The organism is Paenibacillus sp. FSL P4-0176, from assembly GCF_037975265.1.
GTDB classification, from domain to species: Bacteria; Bacillota; Bacilli; order Paenibacillales; family Paenibacillaceae; genus Paenibacillus; species Paenibacillus amylolyticus.
On sequence record NZ_CP150242.1, the window covers coordinates 5,258,368 to 5,283,098 of the forward strand.

Annotated in this window: 6 protein-coding genes; all 6 read right to left on the reverse strand. The window is 47.3% G+C overall.

Translation table 11 applies throughout. The features are described 5' to 3' along the window. Positions 1-28 precede the first annotated feature (28 nt). The 6 genes from MKY95_RS24545 to MKY95_RS24570 are packed head-to-tail and all read right to left on the reverse strand — an operon-like array spanning position 29 to position 24,706. Positions 29-1,348, reverse strand: a complete 1,320-nt coding sequence (locus MKY95_RS24545) for an aminotransferase class III-fold pyridoxal phosphate-dependent enzyme (RefSeq protein WP_036668522.1) — start codon at positions 1,346-1,348, stop codon at positions 29-31. Further along, the gene (locus MKY95_RS24550; RefSeq protein ID WP_051449589.1) at positions 1,345-2,325 is read right to left on the reverse strand and encodes an ACP S-malonyltransferase; all 981 of its coding nucleotides are present in this window, start codon (positions 2,323-2,325) and stop codon (positions 1,345-1,347) included. Before MKY95_RS24550 ends, MKY95_RS24545 begins: the two co-directional genes overlap by 4 nt. Next, entirely contained in the window at positions 2,322-3,473 is a 1,152-nt protein-coding gene (locus MKY95_RS24555) for an acyl-CoA dehydrogenase family protein (protein ID WP_076318834.1), read from the reverse strand. The genes MKY95_RS24550 and MKY95_RS24555 overlap by 4 nt, the downstream gene beginning before the upstream one ends. After that, entirely contained in the window at positions 3,470-3,727 is a 258-nt protein-coding gene (locus tag MKY95_RS24560) for an acyl carrier protein (protein ID WP_036615207.1), read from the reverse strand. The genes MKY95_RS24555 and MKY95_RS24560 overlap by 4 nt, the downstream gene beginning before the upstream one ends. Then, positions 3,724-7,923, reverse strand: coding sequence for a beta-ketoacyl synthase N-terminal-like domain-containing protein (locus MKY95_RS24565; RefSeq protein ID WP_339194816.1), 4,200 nt, complete (start codon positions 7,921-7,923; stop codon positions 3,724-3,726). The genes MKY95_RS24560 and MKY95_RS24565 overlap by 4 nt, the downstream gene beginning before the upstream one ends. Continuing rightward, the gene (locus MKY95_RS24570) at positions 7,913-24,706 is read right to left on the reverse strand and encodes a hybrid non-ribosomal peptide synthetase/type I polyketide synthase (RefSeq protein ID WP_036668517.1); all 16,794 of its coding nucleotides are present in this window, start codon (positions 24,704-24,706) and stop codon (positions 7,913-7,915) included. Before MKY95_RS24570 ends, MKY95_RS24565 begins: the two co-directional genes overlap by 11 nt. Between the last annotated feature and the right edge of the window lie 25 nt (positions 24,707-24,731).

Genomic DNA, 24,731 nt, shown 5'->3' on the forward strand with positions numbered 1-24,731 from the left:
ACCTAATCACCTCCTTATTGAGCTACCATCAGATCAGCTCGTCGTAGATCTCTTTCATTTCTGCAAGCGCTGCAGGGACACGCTCACGGAACCAGGCAACATCTTGCATATCAAGCAGGATATTCGGATACATCCGCGAGAGCGTAGATACCAGAACACCGTGCTCAGCAAGCTTGCTATTTAACAAAATATCAAAAGACATCAATTCAAACGTATAATCAGCCGTATCCGTAAGCGGCTCCGTGCAGCAGTGATAAGAAGCACAGCCAGACGGCCCTTGAACAATTAAAGGCAGACCTACCTTCACTGCTTCCTGGCAGAGTATGTCATGCATCATCTCAGCGTGGCGGTTCATGCTGTGCATCGCCTGTCCTCCATTGCGTCCCAACATTTCCAGCGTAGCTTTTACAGCAGCTGTACCTAATGGATAGCCATTAAACGTACCCGCATGAATTACTTTTTTGTCTACAAGCAACTTCATGATATCCGCTCGGCCAACCAGGGCTGACACTGGAACTCCGCCACCCGCGATTGCCTTCCCAAGTGTAGTCAGATCAGGCGTTACACCGAATAACTGTTGGGCACCACCGAGACCCATACGGAATCCTGTTATAATCTCATCAAAAATGAGCACGACCTGGTACTGATCACATAACTGTCTGACTTTTTGCAGATAACTTGGAGCAGGCATGACTCCGCCTCCATTTACACAAACCGGCTCCATGATTACTGCTGCAATGTCGTCTCCATGCTGGCGAAATAGTTCCTCCAGACGGGGTGCGTCATTCCATGGCAGGAGGTAGGATTGAGATTCCATTGCATCCCTTGCCCTCCCCTTTGTTCCTTTCATGTCACCAGGATAGTCTGAAGGTACAGGCAGACCTGTACGTGCAGTCTTGCCACCCATAATATTGTCCGCATTGCCATGATAATGGCCTTCAAAACGTACAAAGCGATTTTTACCTGTCCACGCCCGGGCAAGACGAAGTGCATTCTGGACAATCTCCGTGCCTGATAACCCAAAACGAATCATCTCTGCTGAGGGTACATATTGATGGATCAGTTCCAGAGCCTCTGCATCCAGATCGCAATGACTTACGGAAAGAACACGGTCAATGGTATCCTTCAGACACTCGTTATACTCCTCGTTGCCGTGGCCAACGATGAGGGCACCAAAGCGTGCATATAGATCCAAATACTCGTTGCCGTTCATGTCCGTCACTCTGCTTCGGGAAGCATGCTTGAAATGGAGCGGTGTCTCTTCCCAAGGAAGGTGGAAATTATAGTGCACACCGCCAGGCAGCCATTGTTTCACCCGCTGATTGTACTGCATCATCTCCGTGATCATCCCTTATCGCCTCCCCCACTTGTCTGGTTTACTGCTTCATATCGCTCCAGTAACCTGGACCGATCTTGCGGATCATCCAGCGAATAGGCTGCAGGCAAGGTGTTATTCTCAGCCAGCATATTTCTTACGCTCTGGCCTGGACCGATATCGATCCATACCGTCGCTCCCAGATTTTGAATGCGTGCCAATGCCTGATTCCAGCGAATGGGTTGCAAAAGCTGGCTGCTCAGCAGCTTAGGAATGTCCTCGGCTCCGCGAATGAACTCACCATGTACTGTTGAGCAGATGGGAAACACCGGTGCAGAGAAGGAAATCCCTGCAAGCATCTCTTCAAGCTCAGGCTGAATGAACTGCATCAACTCGCTATGATAAGGTGCATCTGCCTTCATTGGCATCATGCGAAAAGGAATGAATTCCCCACCGTAGCCATCCACCTGATCATCCAGCAGTTGAAGACCCTTCGCAGTACCTGCGACGACAAACTGTCCCGGTGAATTATAACCGGAGATCGTCACATACTCGTTCTGACGAATATTCTCGACTAATTCTTCAAGCGCTGCTTGTGTTACATCAACGACAATACCCGCTCTTCCTTTTTGCTCCTGAATGGAGCGATGCATCAACGCACCACGCTGAGCTGTAAAACGAATTCCATCAGCAAATCGCAATGCTCCCGCCGCTACTAAAGCCGAAATCTCCCCCAAACTGTGACCTACTGCATAATCTGGAGTCATTCCAGTCCGCCGAACAAATGAGTCAAATAAAACGTAGCTTGCCGTCAGTACAGCAGGCTGAGCATATTCAGAGACCGTCAATTGATCCAGGCTCCCTTCCATAACCAGTGCCTTCAAATCAAATCCGATCACCTCGCTCGCTTCCGCAAAGATCTGATTCGCCTCCGGCTCACTGCCCAACAACTCGCTGCACATTCCGATATACTGGCTTCCCTGGCCAGGAAATAGCGCACAGAACGTCATACGCTACCGCCACGCTTGTAATAGGCTTTTAATCCGTAATGCGAGATCATCTCCTGCTGCATCTGAGAAGAACCTTCAATAATCTCCAGAATTTTGGCTTCCTTATACAGCCTGGCAACAGGATATTGGTTACTAATTCCGTTTGCACCATGAACCTGTAGCGCATCACTTGCAACTTCAACAGCAACTTTGGACGTAAAATATTTGGCGATCGTTGTTTCCATGGCGGCCTGCGGGTCCTTGGCTTCTCTCAGCTCGGCTGCCCGTAAACATAATGCTCGCGCTGCATGGACTTTTGTCACCGCATCTCCAATCATGCCGCGAATCAGCTGAAAATGACTCAGCTTCTGATCAAATTGCTTCCGCTTCCTTGAGTAAGTCACCATGGCATCCAGCGCTTCCTGCGCAATCGCCAGCCCTGCCCAGGCAATGCTATATCTGCCCTGGTCCAGCGCCCCGGTTACGATGTACTCAAAACCTTCATTCAGACGTCCAATAATGTGATTCTTTGGTACACGCACCTCATGGAGATCAATCTCAGCTATACCTGTCTCTCCCGCAACCATGACACCTTCGATAGGTTGGGTCTGTACACCCTCAAACTGGCGTTCGACCCAAAAAGCAGTGCTTCGTCCCTGATTCGAGGCAATAATGATAAATACATCTGCCAGATGTCCAAACGTGATCCACTTCTTTTTTCCATTTAAAACATAACAGTCCGATTCTTCTCTCCACTCGGTCTTTACACTTTTGGCATCCGAACCAACTTCCGGTTCAGTCAGACCAAAGGCAGCAATCCATTCTCCCTTCACCAACTTGGGCAGCCAGGACGATTTTTGCTCAGGCGTTCCGAAACGTACCAAAGTTTCACTTACAAGTGAAGTATGTACCGTTAACAAGCTGCGAACGGCTGGAAGAGCCTTGCCAAATACTTCAGTCAACAGCCCGTACGCCTTAGGGCCGAGACCCATGCCGCCATATTCAGCCGGGATCGAGGCAGCCAAGTAACCTTTTTCAGCCATGGCACGGATCAATGTTCTGGGAATGGCTTTCTGCTCTTGAATCTGTTGAGCATAAGGGCGAATTTCACGGGCAGCAAACAATTCAGCTTCATGAATGATCTCTTGCTCTACATCCACTTCAATCATTCGGCAACCCCCTCTTGAAGAAGAGATTCATTGAGATAAGTGGCGAATTCGGCAATTGTTTTGTATTCAAACAACGCAACCGGACTGATGTCAACTTGAAGATGCTTACGCGCACGGTTAATGATCTTGAGCGCCTGCACAGATGAGACACCAATTTTCAGAAAATTCATCTCTTCATCGATGTCCTCTGGCTCCTGATTCAACGCTGCAGCAATCTCGCTTTTGAGAAAAAGCTCAATTTCTTCTTTTGTCATATCATGACCTCCGTTCCCTGATTCACATCTATCCAATGTACATACGGCTCGAATGGATGTGCTGGCAGATGTACAATCTGGCCAGAGCCATTCGGATGTAACTGTTCCCAATCCAGCGCAGCACCACGTACATAAAGCTGTCCCAGTAATAAAGCAAGCTGATCCTCCATGGTAAGTGTGGGCTCGGCAGACAGGCGGATGATGCTCTCCTTGCCACTGTATTCGAGCTGCTGCACTGTCTGATCTGCAGCAATTATAATTACAATGTCGGCGTTTGCCATCTTGCCAGGTGTGTCTTGCAGACTGTCTAACGTCACTCTGTTGTTCACTGGAATGGATTGGCTTGCATGAGCGCTGTGATGTTCCTCGCCATCCAGATGTAAACTGGATACAAGTTCCTCTCCTGTAGCTATTCCTCGAATCTCTTGAATGGAAGGGACCAGACGCACAAGTGTCTCAAGCAAAGTCACCCAGTAGTTCAAGGTTGATACGGTATCTTCATTAGAATCGTCTGGCCTGATTACCTTACGCGCTTGAGCCTCATCTTCTCCGCGAATCTCATGCCCCCCAACCACAATATTGACACGAGCAGCTCGGTTTCTAGGCTTGAAGCCAAATTCCATCTCTTCGATGTTCCACTCTCCGGTTGAGCTGACAGCTACTGCTGCACGATACCGATAATGTTTTCTATATCTGTTCCGGGTAAAACAAAGATCCTCTAGTGCCAAGTCCGCATGTTTCTTCACATATTGCTCCGTGTTATCAATCAGCTTTTTTAAAGCCTGCTCTGATTTCGCAGAGTACGTTAACAACTGGCCGCGTGCCGGGGCATCTGCACGGACAGGGGCTTTCCATTCTTCCAGCACAATGTGGGCATTCGTACCTCCCAGGCCAAATGAACTGATGCCTGCCTTCCGTGTTTTTCCTTCAGGTACATCCCACGTTTTATGCTCGCTAACGATATGGAACGGCGATTGCTCCAGTCGGAGGGCCGGATTCGGATTATCCATATGCAGACTTGGTGCCAGTTCCCCATGCTGCATACTGAGAAGAACCTTGGCAAGACTGGCTCCACTGGAGGCTGCAAATAAATGACCAATATTGGTTTTGACTGAACCTAATCCAATCGAATTATCGCTTGTATATCCCTTTTCCCGGAACAGTCGGAGCAAGGCATTCACCTCAATTGGATCTCCAATCCTTGTCCCCGATCCATGTGCTTCAATATAAGAAATCTCGCTGGGGTTTAGGTTGGCGTCGCGATAAGCGGCACGGAGTACCTCATATTGCCCCTGAGGGTTGGGTGCCATAATGCCCAGGGAATATCCGTCGTTATTCACCGCTGTCCCGCGAATCACACCATAAACATGTTTATTGTTGCGAATTGCCTCTGTTAGCGGCTCCAGATATACAACAACAGCACCTTCTCCCAAGACTGAACCATCTGCTTCCCGGTCAAATACCTTCGTATGTTGAGTGGAAGAACAGATTCCAGCATTGCGTGATAGTTGATGAACATGCGGTGTAGCCAAAATGTTTGCTCCACCTACAACTGCCCCAGAGATACGCTTGTCCTGAATGGCCGCCACAGCTTGTGTCAGTGCTACCAGAAAAGAAGAACATGCTGTATCTATGGACAGTGCCGGCCCTGTAAAATTGTACATGTGTGAAATGGAGGCCGCTGCTATATTGGACATATTGCCTACCATAGCGTGAGAATGAACAGCCTTTCCAAGACTCCGGTTCATATAATCAATAACCAGATCGAAGTATGTGCTTGGGTTAATCCCTACATACACACCCACATCACGCTTATCCTCATGATCCACGAGCATACCTGCATCCTCCAGCGCCTCATGAGCAACTTCCAGCAGCTTCCGATGCTGCGGATCCATAAATGCAGCTTGTTCAGACGGGATTTCAAAGAACTCATGATCAAACGTATCCGGTTGCTTCAGTTCCCCAATCCAGTCATCCCAACCGGGTTGCTTGGAACGTGTTGCACGCTCTAAGCTAACCCGGTCAACACTATCTAACCCGTTAACCAGATTGCTCCAGAACTGCTCTTGGGTGTCGGCATCAGGCAGACGCAGAGACAGTCCGGTAATAGCAATAGCACGATGTACATTCAGATGATTATTTGTTGTTTCAACTTGTTCAAAGTCCTTCGTTTCTGCTGGAAGTTCCTGCAGATATTCCACCATCTCACGTACTGTACTGCAAAAAACAAGTAGTTCTTGTCCTAATTCACGTCCCATATGTGCAGACAGCTTGTCAAGTAATTGATAGGAGAGAATGGAATTGCCTCCAAGTGCGAGAAAAGAAGTATCCATCTCAATCTTTCCTGCGGGCAATTGAAGAATTTCGGCCCAGGCTTTACGTACGGTATATTCCAAAGACGATGCGGAAACCGTCTCGTGTCCTTGCTGTTGTGTGTTTTCGCGAATCAGCTCTTCAATGGCCTCGATGTCCTTGGTAAATACTCCACGCTCATAATCGTTTCTCAGCATGAAACGCTGGACCTTGCCACTCGTCGTTTTGGGGATGACCTTGATTGGGAGAACATGAGTGATCTCAATACCCAATCCAGCCCTCATACGTTGGATCAGATCCTGTCGTACATCCAGAAACTGTGGAGTGCCCGATTTGTATTTAACAAATACAAGCAGCTCCTCAACTTGTTTGAGGCTGTTAAAGTGCCCGACTACCGTCAGATTCCCTCTCGGAATGCTGCTATTCTGGTACAAAATTTCTTCAAGATCATGCGCATAATGGTTCTGTCCCCGAATAAACACAATGTCCTTGATTCGTCCGCTTACAACTAGGGAGCCGTCAGCCATATAACCCAAGTCTCCAGTGCGAAGCCACCCATCCACATACATTTCACGATTGATCTCAGGGAGACTGTAATATCCGGAGGTTACCGATTCCCCACGAATCTGGATTTCGCCAACAACCCGCTCATCCAGCACTTCCCCCTGTTCATCCGCAATCCGGATCTGAATCCCTGTCATGGGATATCCTTCATGAACAAATTCGATCACATCCGAAGTATGGCTATCACTGCTAGGTAGCTGGACTGGCACAGCCAGTCCTTCCTGCACCAGCCGTGTACGCGAAATACGTTCAATTCGCGGCTCTTCCCCCAGTCTGGAGGTACATACACCTACTGTCGCTTCGGCCATGCCATATGCAGGAAACATCATATTGGGACGATAGCCACAAGAGCTGAATTTTTTGACAAATCGCTCGATAACAGACGTTGATATAGGCTCTGCACCATTCAAGGTCATACGCAGTGAAGACAGATCAAGCGTTGAGAGCTTGGAATCCGGGATCTTCTGAACCATCCATTCGAAACCGAAATTGGTACAGCAAAACCATTTTCCCTGATGCTCCGTAATCTTGCGCAAGAACAGATAAGGCGACCGTACGAAGGTATAAGGTGACATCACCATGATGTTGGCTCCACTCAGGACGGGTGTCAGATGCTGTCCAAATATCCCCATATCATGCGTATGCGGCAACCAGGTAAACACATTATCTCCTTCTTCAGCTCCAAGAAAAGTCTTGCATGCAATACTGTTGGCGATAATATTGTGATTTGTTAACTGCACACCTTTGGGAATTCCAGTGCTTCCTGATGAGAATTGCAGGAACACAATGTCATCAGGACAGGTTGGGCATAGATCAGCCATCTGCTGGCCTGCTTGAAGCTGGTTCACGCTAATCAACATAAGACCTTTGAATACCGGACTTTCCCCAAGCTGCTTATACTTGGGCATGTAGGCTTCCTCGACGATAACGACTGGACGCCCGAGTACCTCCCACACTTTCGTGAATTTCTCCAGACCGGCTGAGCCTGGTTCCCAGGCAGCCGGAGGACTAACCGGGGCGACAATAATGCCCCCCAGCATACAAGCCCAAAAGGTACGGTAAAATTCCTGTGACTGGTCAATCTCCAAAATAACGACCTGTCCTTGTTGAATGCCTTGCTCCTGAAGAGACTGCAGGTACTTGCGCGCCTGCATCAGTAATTCAGGATATGATTCAAACTGTTCGTCACCTGAAGAGCTGATATAGGTCATTCCCTTTTCTGGATGAGTATCTGCAATGTAGATTAGCATCTCAGCCACTGTTGAATAATGTTCTGGCACAATCAGCTCGGGTCCTCGCTGTATGGATTTACTGGACATGTTGCACCTCCATTGCCTCATTGTGAACTACCACTTTCACATCGCTACCAAGCTTGTCATCAATCAGCTGTTTCATACGTTTGATGTCCAGACCAGCCTGACAGGCCAGATGTACGTACAGACACTCTTCGTCGTAGCGAATAACCCATTCGAATTGGGCGAGTCCCGAATTCGAATCTTGGTCATCCGACGACTGAGACGACATTGGGATCGCTTCGCTACTGGAGATGAAGCCTTGATAATTAAACAGAATCATCTGACGCGGCTCCTGTTCTGTTTGCCTGTAGGCAGTTCCCAATTGTTCCTGTATGCCATCATATTGTGCCGAGAGGGAAGAATCATGTGTAAGTGCCATAAAGTTAATGCTGTGTCGCTTCGTAAATTCCAGACGTTTCAACAGATCTTCCTGTGTGAATTCACTGTCTACCAGCACTGGAATCAGATCAAGGAATTCTCCCACATAATCGTAGTAGGATTCTTCGCCATACTCCCTTCCGTAATGGACCAGGGCTATTGGCAATTGGCTTATGTTCAGATAAGCCGCAATGATGTTGGAAAAAGTTTCAAAGCATGTCCACCAAACCTCTGCAGGCTCCTTCCCTGCAAGGGACAACTCGACAGTCATCGCTGAAGGCGACAATGTTTCTGTTTCCTTCAACTTGTTCATGACGATGGCGTTACATCTCTTCCATGTTTGAAGTGAAAATTGTTTCTCTATTTCATCTTCTGATACCCCTATGGGGCCTTGAGACAGAAAATTTACATAATCCTCATAATTTCGTACTTGGTACAGAAGATCACTCTCGATCTCTATACCTTGCGGTCTATATAATGCCTTCGACTCAAGTTGCTGCTTGATGATTTGGGCACTCATACCATCAAACGCAAGGTGATCAAAACTCCAAATCAGCTTATGCTCCGTGGCTCCTGTACGCAAAATACACAGACGCCAAGGTAGTTCCTTCAACGTATACGTTTTGTGTAACAGAGACTGAACCAGTTTGTACTCCAACTGCTCAATCGTAGCCGAAGCATAATGACGAATATCAAGATACGGGATAAGCTGTTGCAGCATGTCCGCCGCTAACGACATATCACATGGATGCCAATACAATTGTTCTTCCTCATATATCATGCTGTGCAGCAACTGGTGCCGGGATATAACCCCAAGAATCAGGTGTTTTACAGCTTGTTCATTCAATTCGCCTTCCAGCGTTGTTGTAAATCCGCTTGCTCGTGAAGTCGTAGAAGCATGTGCTTGTTGAATTGGAGATAGTGGGAATTGCCCCATAGGGGTCATGCCCGCCATAAAAGATGAAACCTGATTGCAGCTGTTTAAGACATGCAGGACCAGGCTGTCCAGTTGTTTCTCATGAAGTATTATGTCCTGTGGTATGACTATCGGGGACTGAATATGCAGGCTATCTTCGGACCAAACTGACGCCGGAGGATTAATGTCTACCAATTTGGCAAGTCCTCTAACTGTCGGATATTGGAATAATTCGTTCACATTGATGGCAATTCCTTCTTTTTCCAAAATTTGAGTGAATGCAATCGCTTTGAGCGAATGCCCCCCATTTTGAAAGAAGTGATCTTCCACACCAATGCCTGGATCACCCAGGATCTGTCGCATGGCGGCAAGAATGACACGCTCTGTTTTTGTCCGAGGTGAACTCATCTCCAGAGACCTCTGCTGCTCTTCAACCAAATGCTCGGACAATGCTCTTCGGTCCACTTTGCCATTGGCATTAATCGGAAGATGATCCATTCGAATAATGCGTGCAGGTACCATGTACTCTGGCAGCTGCTGGTGAAGTTCTCTTCGAATATACTCAGTATCTGCTCCAGTATCGGTTGTATAAAAAGCGGCAATGTATAGACTTCCTGATGATTCTGTAACTGTCATGACAAAGGCATCACGAACTCCCGAAACACGCTCCATACAATTGCCTATCTCCGATAACTCAATGCGGAAACCTCTAATCTTGACCTGGAAATCCGAACGTTCAATAAAAATCAGACTGCCATCAGCCAGACGTTTGACGATGTCACCTGTCCGATACATTCGTTCTCCCTTGCGGAAGGGATCATCAAGAAAGTGTTTTCGGGTAAGATCCTCACGGTTAAGATATCCAATACCTACCGCATCCCCACTGATATACAGTTCACCTGGAACGTTCGGTGGCACAGGCTTCAGCTCATCATCTAGAACATACAAGGCTGTGTTAGACAGGGGGTAACCTATAGGCAGTGAGCCAGTATAAGGCTCTGTTTGCTGTAATAAGTGGTAGGAGGCAAAAAAGGTTGCTTCCGTTGGCCCATATCCATTTAACAGTCTGCCCGGCCCCACACATGCAAGCGCTTTGTTGGCATGACTCACCGATGCAGCTTCACCACCAAACATCACTCTACGCACATTCTTCAAGCAATCAGCATCCCAATCTACCAGCATATTAAACAAGGATGTCGGAATATAAAATACTGAAATCCGTTGCTGTTGGATGACATCGGCCAAACGAGCCATATCCAAAATGGTCTCTTTTGAGATTAATACAAGAGTAGCGCCATTTATTAATGAAGCAAAAATATCGAAAATGGAACCGTCAAACGCATAGTTAGAAATTTGCAGGATACGATCCTCTGGCACGACGGTAACAAAATTACTATTTTTCATGACTTTGGTTACATTGCGATGACTCATCACAGTCCCTTTTGGGGTTCCTGTTGACCCTGATGTATAAATGATATAAGCCGGGTCAAGAGCGGTCTTGTTCATATTTTCAACGGGCTCCTGAATGTCTCCTGAATCAAATGCTGCCAGTTCATCTGCCGGCACGATACAAGGAACTACAGATTGCCATGTGGAGGCATAAGCCGTTTCAGTCAATAACACAGCCGCATCGCAATCTTGCAAAATAAATTCAATTCTCGATGGCGGCGAAGCCGGGTCGATCGGGACATAACTGCAACCCACTTGGAGTGTAGCAAGAATACTGATCATCTGGTTCGGTCCACGGTCCAGAATGAGAGCAATACTGGAGCCTGATTTCACCCCTTGTCCAAGCAATCTGAACGCCAGCCACTGAACACGTTCATACAGATCCGCATAGCTCCATTCACCGTCTTCCCAGACCAATGCTGTCTTCTGTGCATGCACATGAACTTGTTCCTCGAATAATTGGGAAATGGTCGCATCTCGCGGATACTGGGCGGCATTATCGTTGACTCCGTACAGCAGCCATTCCTCTTCCTCCGGTGTAGTGATCTTAATCTGACCAATTCGTTCAGTATCCCCTGTTGTGATCTGAGACAGGATATACCGGAATTTATCCAGCATCAGTTCCATGGACTCGGCTTTAAACAAATCTGAGCGATAGTCAAGTTCAACCGTGTAACATTGTTTATGTTCGACCAGTGTCCAAGTCAGATCAAATTTGGCATCCACCTTACCTTCGACCCATGGTTCAAGCATCAGTTCCCCGGCTTCAGGATCATCGGTTCCCATATTAATGTAATTTAGCACCACATCAAATAGGGGGTTGCGGCTTAAATCACCGAATAGACCAAGTTGTTCCACCAGTGCTTCATAAGGATATTGTTGATGCTCATAACAGGATAACAGCTTGCCTCGCATCTCATTCAAATACGCCTCTGTGGAGCATTCTCTGTCCATGCTGGTGCGAATGGCAAGCATGTTCACGAACATACCCATAACGTTATTGAGTTCTGGCTTCTCACGCCCCGCAACCGCTGTACCAACGACCAAGTCGTCTTGACCCGTATACTTCCAGATTAATAGATTCAAAGTTGCCATAAACAACATATAGGGTGTAAGCCCTTGTTGAGTACAGAAGTCATTGACCTGTGTGCTTAACGACTCACCAAGTTCAATGGAACGTCTGTCTCCGCTGTAGGATGACGCGCTATGTCTTGGGAAGTCTGTAAGCAATTCAACCGGTGCAGGCATGTCCTCGAATTCCCGTATCCAAAACTCGGCGTCTTTAACAGATTGTCCATGTGACGCAGCTTCATCACGCCATTCCGCATAATCCTTATACTGAATATCAAGAGATTGCAATGTTTCTCCTCTGTACATGCGAGCAAAATCCTGCATCAGGATAGCAATGGAACTCTGATCCGAAATGATATGATGCATGTCGATGAATAAGATGTGTTCCTCTTGAGAAAGGCGAATGAGCTTAACACGAACCAATGGTGCGCTGGTCAGATCAAAAGGCTTGATCCATTCCATGACCTGTTCTAACCCTGCCGTTTCTAATTCCAGCAACTCCACCACGCTTGGAACCTGATCCTCCACAATTTGGAAAAGCTCACCATCAATCATTTCAAATCTGGTACGGAATGCTTCATGTCTCTCTACCAGTGCATTCATTATTAATCTGAATTGCGTAGGGTCAAGTTTTCCCCTTACCCTATAGGAGCTGGCGAGATTGTACGCTGTACTCTCACCTTTCATCCACTCATGCACCACATACATTCTTCTCTGTGCAGAAGTGGTCTTGTATTTCTCTTTCTTAGTAACAGGCAAGATTGGGTTCACTGTATCAGAGTCACTTGTAGCCTGATGTTCAGCAATCCATTGAACCATGTGTTCAAATACAGAATGATCAAAAACCTCTTCCAGCCCCAAATTTAATCCAAACATTTCTTTAATCCTCGACGCCAAGGAAATCGCTTTTAATGAATGACCCCCAAGCTCAAAGAAATCATCTTCAAGGTCGACTGCTCCATTACCAAGCAACTCCTGCCACAATTGCGACAATACATGCCTTATCTCATCTTCAGTCCGTTGAACCCTGACTTTCCCAGATGGAGATTGGTCTAATGCTGCGATAGAACCCGCTGCAACCTGCGACATACCTGCAAGCTGATACAACGCAACATCATGTTGATGAACAATGGGATCAAAGGAATACGTCGGCAGGGAGATTTTTTGCCTACGCCCCGTTCCGTTTAGCTGTTCCCAATCCAGCTCCATGCCAGAGCACCAGCAAAAAGCAAGTACTTTCATTAAATACACGTCTGCCTTAAGCAAGCTCTGACGATCTTCAGTAAGAGCAATGATGTTTGGCTCTGAAAATGAATCCGGGGCTATTTGTTCTGTATCCTGCAGCTGATTCGAAACGATCCACAGCGTATGCCCAGCAGATTCAGAAAGCGTCTTGCGATTTAGCAGCGTAAACAGGAAATTTGGAGATAACAGTGGTGCAATACTTGACGCAAGGTCTGTTACAGTTGCATCTGTCATCCTTCCTGTCAAAGCATCTGACAATGCTCCTTCTTCTAGTGACCAATGCTCCAGATTGTATAGAAGCCCCACGGCATGTACTGGATCAAGTGCATCACTAATAACCAACCCCACCAGTTCGCCAACGCCTTGTCCACAGACAGCATCCGGCTTGATACCAAGCTGCATCACGGTTTTATAAAGAGCATATTGCACAACAAAGCACTGCATGCGCTCAAGCCTTGAATCGGTTAACGATCGCCCTATGCCTTGGCGAATGGCATACTGTTCCTTGGACTCAAAGAGGTTCAGTATCTCTTCAAAGTACTGTTTGAATATCTCTGAGACCTGGCTGCGATACACAGAAGCATATAGTTCCCGAATCTTGCGCGCTTCCCAACTTGCATTTCCGCTGAGGTAAAACATGACCTTAGGCTTCCCATTCATCACACTTGCCTGTGTCTCAAACTCTACAGACTGCTCGCTTGGCGGAGTATAACCGTCTACAACGATTAGTGCTTTACGATGAATGAATCTGCTTCTTCCCTTCTGTAGCGTCCACGCAGCATTGGGCAACTGGTCCGGCAATGCATGAATCGCCTGTAGAACCGAATCGTACGTGCGTTCCAGCGCAGATTCACTTTTGGCCGAGAAGGGCAGCAGAAGCAATGATTCATAATTGGCTTGGCTCTCTTGGACGGGCGGTTGCTCCAGAATGACGTGAGCATTAGTACCCCCGATCCCAAACGAACTGACACCTGCTCGCAGGATACGCTTCGCGTCTTCTAATGGCTGTGGCTCCTTGTTGATATAGAAGGGACTATGCTCCAGCTCCAACATCGGATTCGTCCGATTCATGTGAATCTGTGGCGGAACCACCCGGTGATAAAGCGTCAGTACGGTTTTAATAAAACCGGCGACACCTGCTGCCGCATCAAGATGCCCAATATTGGCTTTCACAGAACCTAGAGCACAATAATTTCTACGATCTGTTCCCCATGACTGCCTGAGCGCTTCAATTTCAATCGGGTCCCCCAGTTTGGTTCCTGTTCCATGCGCCTCCAGATAGGAGATCTCTTTTGGAGACACTCCCGAACGATGCAGGGCTGATTGAATAACCTTGACCTGCCCGGCCACACTCGGTGCCGTATATCCAATCTTGTCCATGCCATCATTATTTATCGCTGAACCTTTAATGACTGCATAGATATGATCTCCATCTCTCTGCGCGTCGCGGAGTGACTTGAGCACAACCATTCCGCATCCATTACCAGACACCGTACCAGATGCCTGCTCATCAAACGGTCTGCAATGACCATCCTTTGAATAAATCATGCCTTCATGCCAGTGATAACCTTCTTTGAGCGGATAGGAGATAGAGACACCTCCCGCAAGTGCCACATCACACTCCCCCCGAATCAGCGATTCAGCAGCTTGGTGGATAGCGACCAAAGAAGTCGAACATGCGGTCTGGACTGCCATACTCGGCCCTCTCAGATTTAATTTGTGAGATACTCGGGTTGTAATATAGTCCTTTTCATTTAAAGTCATGGCTTCAAAAGCCTGTAACAGATTACCGGAGCGACCGAGAAATTGCACCATCCATGGTAAGCTCAGTCCACTTCCGGCAAACAATCCTATAGATCCCTCATAACTGTAAGGATCACACCCGGCATGCTCAAGTGCCTCCCATGAGCACTGATGCAGCAGCCGTATTTGCGGATCCATCATGTTGGATTCCTGATGCGGATATTCGAAAAATCCGGAGTCAAAATACTCAGTATCTTCCAGTACACCTTTGGCCCGTACATAATCAGGATGTTTGAAGTCTTCCGGTCGTACACCCGCAGCGGTTAGATCCTCCTCATTCAGACGGGTGATACCGTCCTTACCTGCCATTAGGTTATCCCAGAACTCCTCGATATTTCTTGAACCGGGAAAATGCCCTGCCATACCAATGACTGCGATATCCGAGGAAGAAGAAATTCTGCTACTGTGTTCTGAAGCAAACGGGATACTCTGTTCCGGTCTGCCCTGATCTGGTCTTCTCTGTTCCACTTTGCTGTGTTCAACTGTGCTCATTACATACTCTTTTGGAGCTATTGTCGGCTCCGGGTCCGTAACAGAATATCCAGCCGAAGCGATATGTCCGCTCTCCTCTTGTACCTGTTGTGTAACTGTCGGCAGCATCTGCTCAGCCACCAGATGATTGACCAGTGCTGCAATGGAGGAATGCTCAAACAATTGCACCAGCGGAACGCTTTTATCCAGATAGGCATTCAGCCGATTATTGATCAGAATAAGCCCCAGCGAGTTGCCTCCGATGTCAAAAAAGTGATCATGGATATTAACCGTATCCAGATTCAATATTTCCTTCCACGTTGCAATGAGCATCTGCTCCAGATCAACTTTTGCCCGCTCCATTCCTTGAATCGATGAGCCATAAACCAGAGCCGGGTTATCCCTCTTTCCCGGCTCAAAATCAGCCAGACGAAGGGCATTGCGATTCAGTTTGCCATTAGGCAGCACAGGCAGATTTTCCAGACGAATCAAGCGAGAAGGCATCATGTACTGTGGAAGCCGCTGCTTTAACCAGGTCCGAAGCTGTACGTCTTCATCTTCCATAACGGAAGGCCCACTCCCAGGCTTCAGACTGTAGAAAAGGATTAATTGCAATGAATGTGGCTCGGCCCCTTCTACCTTAACGACAGCTTCTCTTACACGTTCATAATTCATCGCTGCCTGCTCAATCTCATTCAGTTCAATCCGGTAGCCACGAATCTTCACCTGCTGATCCAACCGTCCCATTAACTCAACATCCCCATCCGGCAGTATACGGGCCAGATCGCCAGTTCGGTATAAACGGCCTCCCAAAACATTGGGGTTTGCAATGAATCGGGCATCGGTCTCAGCAGCGTTGTGCAGATAACCGCGGGATAATCCTTTTCCTGCAATGCACAGCTCTCCATAACTTCCAGGTGGCAGTATTTCACCTTCATCATTCAGAATATAAATCTCTGTATTGGTAATGGGCTTGCCAATCGTAATCGCAGCTGTGTCATTCAATTCTTTGGTCGTTGACCAGATCGTAGTTTCCGTTGGTCCATACATGTTAAAGACTCGAGCGGGCGTAAGCCGCTTCAGATCGGTGAGGAGTCCCACAGGGACATTTTCCCCTCCGGTAAGAACACACCGCAGATTGCCCAACGCATGAGCGAATTCTGGATTTTCGACAAATGCCTTAATACGTGAGACCGTGCTAAGAATGTGTGTAACACCATGTTCACGTATTCGACGTGAAGCAAGAGCCGGGTCAAGCTGCTCCTGCTCATTGGCCAGATACAACGAATATCCGGTGCATAATGGTGCCCACACTTCAAATCCGAAAATATCAAAAGATATGGTCGTTACACTGATGATGCGATCTGTCTCATGTGCAAAAATATGTCGGTGCCTAATGTCCTCAACAAAATTGACCATCGCCTCATGAGTAATCATCACCCCTTTGGGACGCCCCGTCGATCCTGAGGTAAAAATCACACAGGACAGGTCCAAAGACAGGAGGCTTACGTCCGGGTTAACGGATGAGCGCACATCCTGGGCAGTTGGATCATACACAAATCGCTCTCCGCTAAAAGTCACTGTGCCTTCTGCATCAGGCGTACACAGCAATACGTTCATTCGGCTGTCTTCAATCATATTCACGATGCGCTGTGGCGGAAAAGCAGGGTCCAGAGGCACATAAGCCGCCCCAGCTTTCAGCACCGCCAATAGCATAATGATCAACGATTCATCTCGTCTGGATAATATGCCTATAGGTTCATCCCGGCGCACACCTTGATCAATCAGCTTCCAAGCCAGCGTATTAGCTTTTTCATTAAGCTCCCTGTAGGTAAAAGAGGCTCCGGATGATACAAGGAGAGCTTTCTTGTCTGGCGTGTGTTCTGCCTGTAGCTCGAACAGCCGATGCAGACCTACCCTAGGATTGTAATCCAGACGTGGACCAGCAAGACGATGGACTGGGTGCTCATGAGAACGTTCGTTTCTCTCAAACAGTTCACTCACAGACAGGTCAGGCTGTTTTACAACCTCTTGGCAGAGTCCGATAAACTCCTGCATCATACCTTCAACTGTGTCCCGGCCGAACAGATCGAGCGAGTATTCGATATATCCTTCAATCACCTGCTTCTCCCTGTTTTCTTGACAGGTCATTAACAGATCATAAGTAGACGTACCCGTCTCCACCGGAAAAGAACTGAATTGCAAGCCATGAAGTTCAAGTCCATGCAAATCCATGTTCTGATAATCAAAACAAACATCAAATACCGGATTTCGGTTCAACTCACGTGTCACGCCCAGTTGTGCCACAAGCTCATTAAACGGATACTCCTGATACGCAAAAGCATCCAGTGTATGTTGTTTAAGTTCGCGTAAAAAATCAGTATACGTACGATCAAACGTTGGAAAATTCCGCATCGCAATCATATTGACAAACATGCCTACCGTCTCTTTCCACTCCTCTTGCATCCTTCCTGCAACAGGCGTTCCTACCACAATGTCCTGCTGACCTGAGCGGTGTGCGAGAAGAAGATTCCACACACTTAGCATTACCATATACATGGATGCTTCCGATGAGGAAGCCAGCTCGTGCAAGTGTTGTGTTAACGAACGATTCAACGTGAAATGGAGACGTCCCCCTTGCATGGATCGCTGTGATGGACGCTCATGGTCAAGTGGAAGCTCCAGCACAGGTAAAGAAGGGCCAAGATGGTCCAGCCAGTACGTTTGATGTGAAATGTATTCCTGTGAAGCGAGACGTTGCTGCTGCCATACCGCGTAATCTTTGTACTGCAATCGGACTGCATGCTCTTTGCCAAAATATAAATCATTGAAGTCACGAGTAATGATTTCGACAGATGTACCATCCGCGATAATATGGTGAATATCAAAGAATAACAGATGCTTGCGCTCGCCTATCTTAATCAGTTCAACCCGCATAAGCGGAGCACTCCCCAGATCAAAAGGACGAATCAATGTCTCAATCATCGCAGGCAAATCTTGGTCATCTGCCACATGCTGCTCTGCATAGCCCATACTTAAGCGAACCGAAGGTTGGATAATCTGAACGATCTGACCACCCCGTATCTCAAACGATGTTCTGAGCGCCTCATGATGCTGCATCAACTTCTGCAAAGCAACCTCAACTCTTATACGGTCCAATTCACCTTCAATAATGGTTGCAGACGGTAGGTTGTATGCCGTATTGCCTGGATCAAGCATCGCCTGTGTGAACATACGCATCTGTGCAGAAGAGATTGGATAAGCGTCCATAGTGGGTGCAGATTGAATTATCTGTTGGTCCACTTTTGGTTTCGCTATGACATAGAGATGCTCCGCCAGTTGAATAGGCGTTGAATGATTGAAAATATCTGCTACCTCAGGCTGAATTCCTAAATGGGACCGGATCCATGCAGACAAGCTGACTGCTTTGAGAGAATCTCCTCCAACCGCAAAGAAATTAACCTTTTCATCTAGATCATCGATGCCAAAAATCGTTCGATATGCGTCCAGGACAATCTGTTTCAGTTGGTCTGAACCACCAGTATAAACTGTCCCTTTTACTAGAGTAGAGCCACTTCCCTTACCCAGATCTGCATGCTGCCTATCATCCCCGGTACCCATTCCTTCCACTGCTGATGAGCCAGAAAGAGAAACACCCACAGGATAGGATTGTTTGTTGAAAACATAAGTAGGCAGAGAGCATTTGCGTCGTACCGTCTGCCCTTTGAGCACCTTCCAGTCCGGTTCAATGCCTTCGCACCATAACTCCGCAAGTCTGCGGTTCACATAGATACTGTCCTGCTCCGTCTCCCTTACGTGACGTAGCATATTCAGTACCGTCTGGGAATCTCTTGATAGACTGTGCTGTCTGGCAAAGGAGCTTAGCGTTCGTCCTGCACCTACTTCAATTAATACAGCCCGTTCATCCTTTAACACTTCAGCCAGGTTTGATTCAAACAACACCGGCTGTAAAATATGACGGGACCAATAGTCAGGTTGTGTGATTTCATCTCCAAGCGCCCATGTTCCACTGGTGTTGGACAGTAATGGGATCTGTGGCGTATGAAGTGAATGCTCTGCTAAATAACGTCTAAATTCCTCGGCAGCCTGATTCATCATTGGCGTATGGAATGCATGGGAAGTCTTCACACGAATGCACTTCCAGCCCAGTCCTTCAGCCTTGGCTTCCATCCGTGAAATGGCTTCAGCTGTCCCACCAATCACACTGGAACCTGTAGTATTCACCAGGGCAAGCCACATGTCTTCCTCCAGTTGTGACTTCACCTGCTGTGCATCCGCCATAATGGCAAGCATAACCCCGGGTTGTTGTTGCTGCATCAGACGTCCGCGAAGTCGAACTAACTTGACAGCATCTCCGAGTTCGAACACACCCGCTACCGCTGCGGCAGCCAATTCACCAATGCTATGCCCGATCATGCCATCTGGCTTGATGCCCAGATCCAACAGCGACTTGGCCAGCGCATAACTTGTCATGAACAGTGCGAATTGGCTGTACTCCGTCTGGTTTATTCGCTCAGGGTGCTGATCCCCGTATACAACAGACAGCATATCTTCTCGTTCTTCCGCAGGCAGAAGGTCCAATATTTCCTGAATATAACTTCTGAAGATTGGAGCCAGGCCTGCTTGCTCTGTAGATCTGTATAGTTCTGCACCCATTCCCTGATACTGACTGCCCTGTCCGGGGAACATAAAGTATACGGGACGAGTGCCTTGAGCCGAATGGTATACGCGTGCTTTTCCCAGCTGCTGTATCAGCTTGTCCGGATTATCCTTCCATGTCTTATCCAGAATGAGTGCCTTACGATACGCAAAAACAGATCTACCTGACTGCAAGGTCCACGCTGCGTTCGATACAGATTGATTCGACTGCTGAGTCAGATGTTCCATAATCCGTTCAGCGGTGCGGTTCAGCGAGTACTCTGTTTTGGCGGAAAAAAGCAATATATTTACGTCATCATCCGGACTGCACTTCTCCATCTCGGGAGCCTCCTCCAATACCATGTGAGCATTCGTGCCCCCCACACCAAATGAATTGATTCCTGCGCGCATGACTCCAACATTGCCCTGTTTCCAGTCCACCCCTTGTGCATTAACTTTAAAAGGCGTATTCAAAAAATCAATTTTGGGATTAGGTTGCTCATAATTCGCTGTTCCAGGGATATAACCTTGTCCAAGACTGAGCGCTACCTTGATTAAACCAACCACACCTGCGGCTGTATCCATATGTCCCACATTGCCTTTAACCGAACCAAGATAACAAAATTGCTTTTGGTCGGAAGCAAAGGCCCGAGTTAACGAGTTTACTTCAATTGGATCACCAAGCAACGTTCCCGTACCATGTGCTTCGATATAACTCACCGTTTCCGGGTCTACTCCGGCTACCTTATAAGCATCCTGAATGACTTCAGCCTGTCCGCTTACGCTAGGAGCAAGAAAACTGAGTTTTTCTTGTCCGTCATTGTTAATTGCTGAGCCTTTGATGACCCCGTAGATATGATCTCCATCCCGCAGAGCATCGGTTACCCGCTTCAGCACCACAATTCCCATACCATTGGAGAAGACGGTTCCACTGGCTGCCGCATCAAATGGACGACAGTGTCCATCTGTGGAAAACATCATGCCATCCTCAAATATGTAACCCCCTTCATTGGGCAACTCCACGGTAATTCCACCAGCCACGGCCACATCACATTCTCCAACGATCAAAGATTGACATGCCAGATGAGGTGTAACCAATGAAGTAGAACATCCCGTCAGAGCGGTATAGGCCGGCCCTTTTAAGTTCAGCTTATAAGCCATTCGGGTAGCGAGAAAATGATTGGTGCTGAGGGTGAATGCTTCGTATTTACTGCTATAGTTAGCATCGTTAAAAAGCACTTGACGGTACCATTCGAAGTCATCGGACCCGCCAAGGAACACACCCACCTTACCCGCTTCATCCGGTCTGCAGCCTGCATCCTCCAGCGCTTCCCATATTCCCTGATACAAAAGTCTGAATTGGGGAGACATCATTTTGGCTTCACCGGGAGTATAGTCAAAGAACCCTGCATCAAACTCATCGATGCCGTTGGCACGTCCTTTTGCCTTGACATAACGAGGTGAACGCAGCAGTGCTTCCTCCACGCCAAGTTCCCTCAATTCATCATCACTATAAAAGTGAATACTTTCCCGCCGTTCAACAAGGTTACTCCAGAACTCCCTTATATCCTCAGCACCCGGCACATTCACCGCCATGCCCACAATTGCAATGTCCTCACGCATAATGCCATCTTTTCGTTGAAACAATTGTTCCCTTTCAGTCGGTATCCGAACTCCCTCATCTTTCGGACCCAGTGCGGCAAATTGACGCAATGTCGGGCATTCGAAAAAACGAGGCACAGGGAACTCCACATCGGTATAATGCTTAAGTTTATTGTGAGCCTGAATGACAGAAAATGAATTTCCGCCCAATTCAAAGAAATGGTCATCGCGCCCTACTCTCTCAACACCGAGCACTTCGGCCCACACTTCGGCTATAACCTTCTCAAGCTCAGAAGACGGGGCGGTATAGAACGTACTGGAAGCGTGAGCATGCGTGATATCTGCCATGAGTGCCTTCCGGTCAATCTTCCCACTGCTATTCAATGGAAATTCGGATTTATGTACAAAAACGGATGGTATCATATATGCCGGTAACAAACGAGACAGATGCTCTCTCAATTCGACAGAAGGCAGCTCCTGCTCTGACAGATAGTAGGCATACAGCAAGCCGGACCTACCTTCAAATGATTTCATGACTACCACGGTCTGGATGACACCCGGATAGGATGACAGGGTATTCTCAATTTCACCTGTCTCCAGTCTGGCTCCCTGAATTTTAACCTGAAAATCAATGCGTCCCAGATATTCGATCGTACCGCTTGGGAGTGAACGTACCAGATCCCCTGTACGGTACATGTACCTGAAATGCTCTGCGTCCTGTCCTTCTTGAAAGAAAGGATTAGGGACAAACTTCTCTCGGGTCATCTGTTCCAGATTCAGGTATCCACGTGCAAGCCCAACACCGCTAAGACAAAGCTCCCCTGGAATACCTAACGGCTGAAGCTCATCTTGATTTCCGACGACATACCATCTGGACTCATTGAGCGGGTAGCCAATCGGTACATTGCCCAAGCCTTCGTAATGGCTTAACGGATAATGAGAAACCCATATGGTGCATTCGGTTGGACCATATACATTTTCAAGACTTGCTCCAATGCCTAACCTGTTAAATTTCTCAATGATGTCTGGCGTGACTGCCTCTCCGCCAACAAACATCCATTTCAGCGTTTCCAATGCTGACAGATCGGAGCGAAGCTCCATCGTTTCCAGAAAAAGACGGAACAACGTTGGAACAAAGTTGATGTGTGTAACCTTATGTGATGCCACCGTAGACACAATACGAGCAGGGTCTTTTTCTGCTCCAGGCTCAAGAATACTTAGTGCGCCTTCACCCATGAACCAGCCGAAAAGTTCCGTGGCGGACACATCAAAGGTATATGCCGTTTTCAGCAAGTAAACATCCTGCGCCTGCATTGGAAAACGACGCTCCAGATCAAGCAGTGTATTGACTACGCTATGATTTTCAACCATGACTCCTTTTGGCTTGCCTGTTGATCCGGACGTGTACATGATATAGGCAAGGCTATGCGGATTCAGCGCCTCTTCGAGGTTTGAGACATCCCCCGTATAGGCCTGATCGCCCTCAACGTAGATGTACTGGACATCCAGAGTCTCGTCATCTTTTTCGGGCTGCATAGCCAGCACTACGGATATGTCTGCATCCGATATAATATAGGCCTTTCTGGACAAAGGGTAGGAAGGGTCTACAGGTACAAAAGCACATCCGGCTTTTAATACAGCCAATAGGGCAATGACCATATCCGAGGAACGTGGCATCTGCACGCCAACTGCTGCGTTATCACTTTTTTTACTCGCAACGATCTGCCTAGCCAATTGATTCGCTTTTGCGTTGACCTGCGCATAGGTCTGATGCTGCTTGCCTTCCATTAGAGCTACCCGCTCCGGGAAACGTGCTACTTTATCGTGAAATATATCCATAATATGTTGTGGAGTGTAGGGAAAATAAGAAGTTTGATTGAATCGGTACAGTAGGTTTTCTTTCTCATCTTGCACCAGGAGGCTGAACTCACTGATTTTTTGATCAGAATTGGTTACTAGTTGATTCAGCAAATATAGAAATCGTTGGCCCATTCGCTCCATTGAATCTTCACGGAACAAGCTCGGTTTATATTGCAGCTTCAACTGAGCACCTTGCGGTAAACGACTCAACACCACCATCAGATCTCCTGGAAACGTAACCTTATCCTGATCCAGAATACGAGTTCCGAGCATATCTTCCTCATAGGAATCATAAACAAAGGAGATATCAAACAACGATGGTGATCCGGGTTGAGCCTGTAACATACTGTCTCTGACAATGAGGTTATTGGGATATCCGATGTTCCTGTACGTATCCATCCAGGTTGTGGCTACTTGTTGCAGCAGAGGTTTTAGAGTTGATTCGAGGTCAATATGGAATCGCATAGGCAACATATGGACAAAACATCCAATCGTTTCTTCCAAGTCCATACCGGGACGATGAGAATATGGGGAGGCAAAGGTGATATCGTCTGTACCGACATATTTACTCATAAGAATGCCAAAGGCACCCATAAAGAACATAAAAACGGTTACTTCATTATCTTTGGACATCTGTGTAATATCAGCCATTAACGATTCCGAAATATCAAATCTCAGTTCATGACCAATCCCTTCTTGTACAGAACCTGCTGGAAAGTCGTGCTTTAGAGAAAGAGGTTCCACTCCCTTCATTTTGTTCAACCAGTATTCCCGCTCTTTGGAGTACTTGTTTTCGTGCAGTTTCTTGTTCTCTGCCTCAACATAAGAGATGAATCCTTCATCCAGCTTGACATCCACAGGCTGATCTTCAAGAAGACACGTATATGACTGGATAAGTTTGTTTTTCATCAGTTCAAGCGACAAGCCATCACATATTAAATGATGAATACATAAGGTCAGAATATATCGGCTTTTATCCATCTGAACAATCATTATACGGAACAGAGGACCTTTCTCCAGCTCAAAAGGTGTCCCGATGCATTCATCCACCAGTGCTACTAACTGTTGTTCCTTTGGATTCTCCTGATTCTCGCTACTTAGGTCCCACAAGGCAAGTGAATAATCCATATCTTCATGAACGGATAACACGGGTACATCATTTTGAATCTCAATCCGAGTACGCAGCACCACTTGCTCATACATAAGCAATTCGATGGATTGGCGAAATATCTCCATTTGAAGATGATCAAATTGCATTGAAGCTGAGATGTTATACGAAGTGGGATCATTCACCTGACAATCAAAATAGATTCCCTTTTGTGTTTCGGAAAGTTCAACGGTTTTTTGTACCATCACGACCACACCTCATCGTTTAATT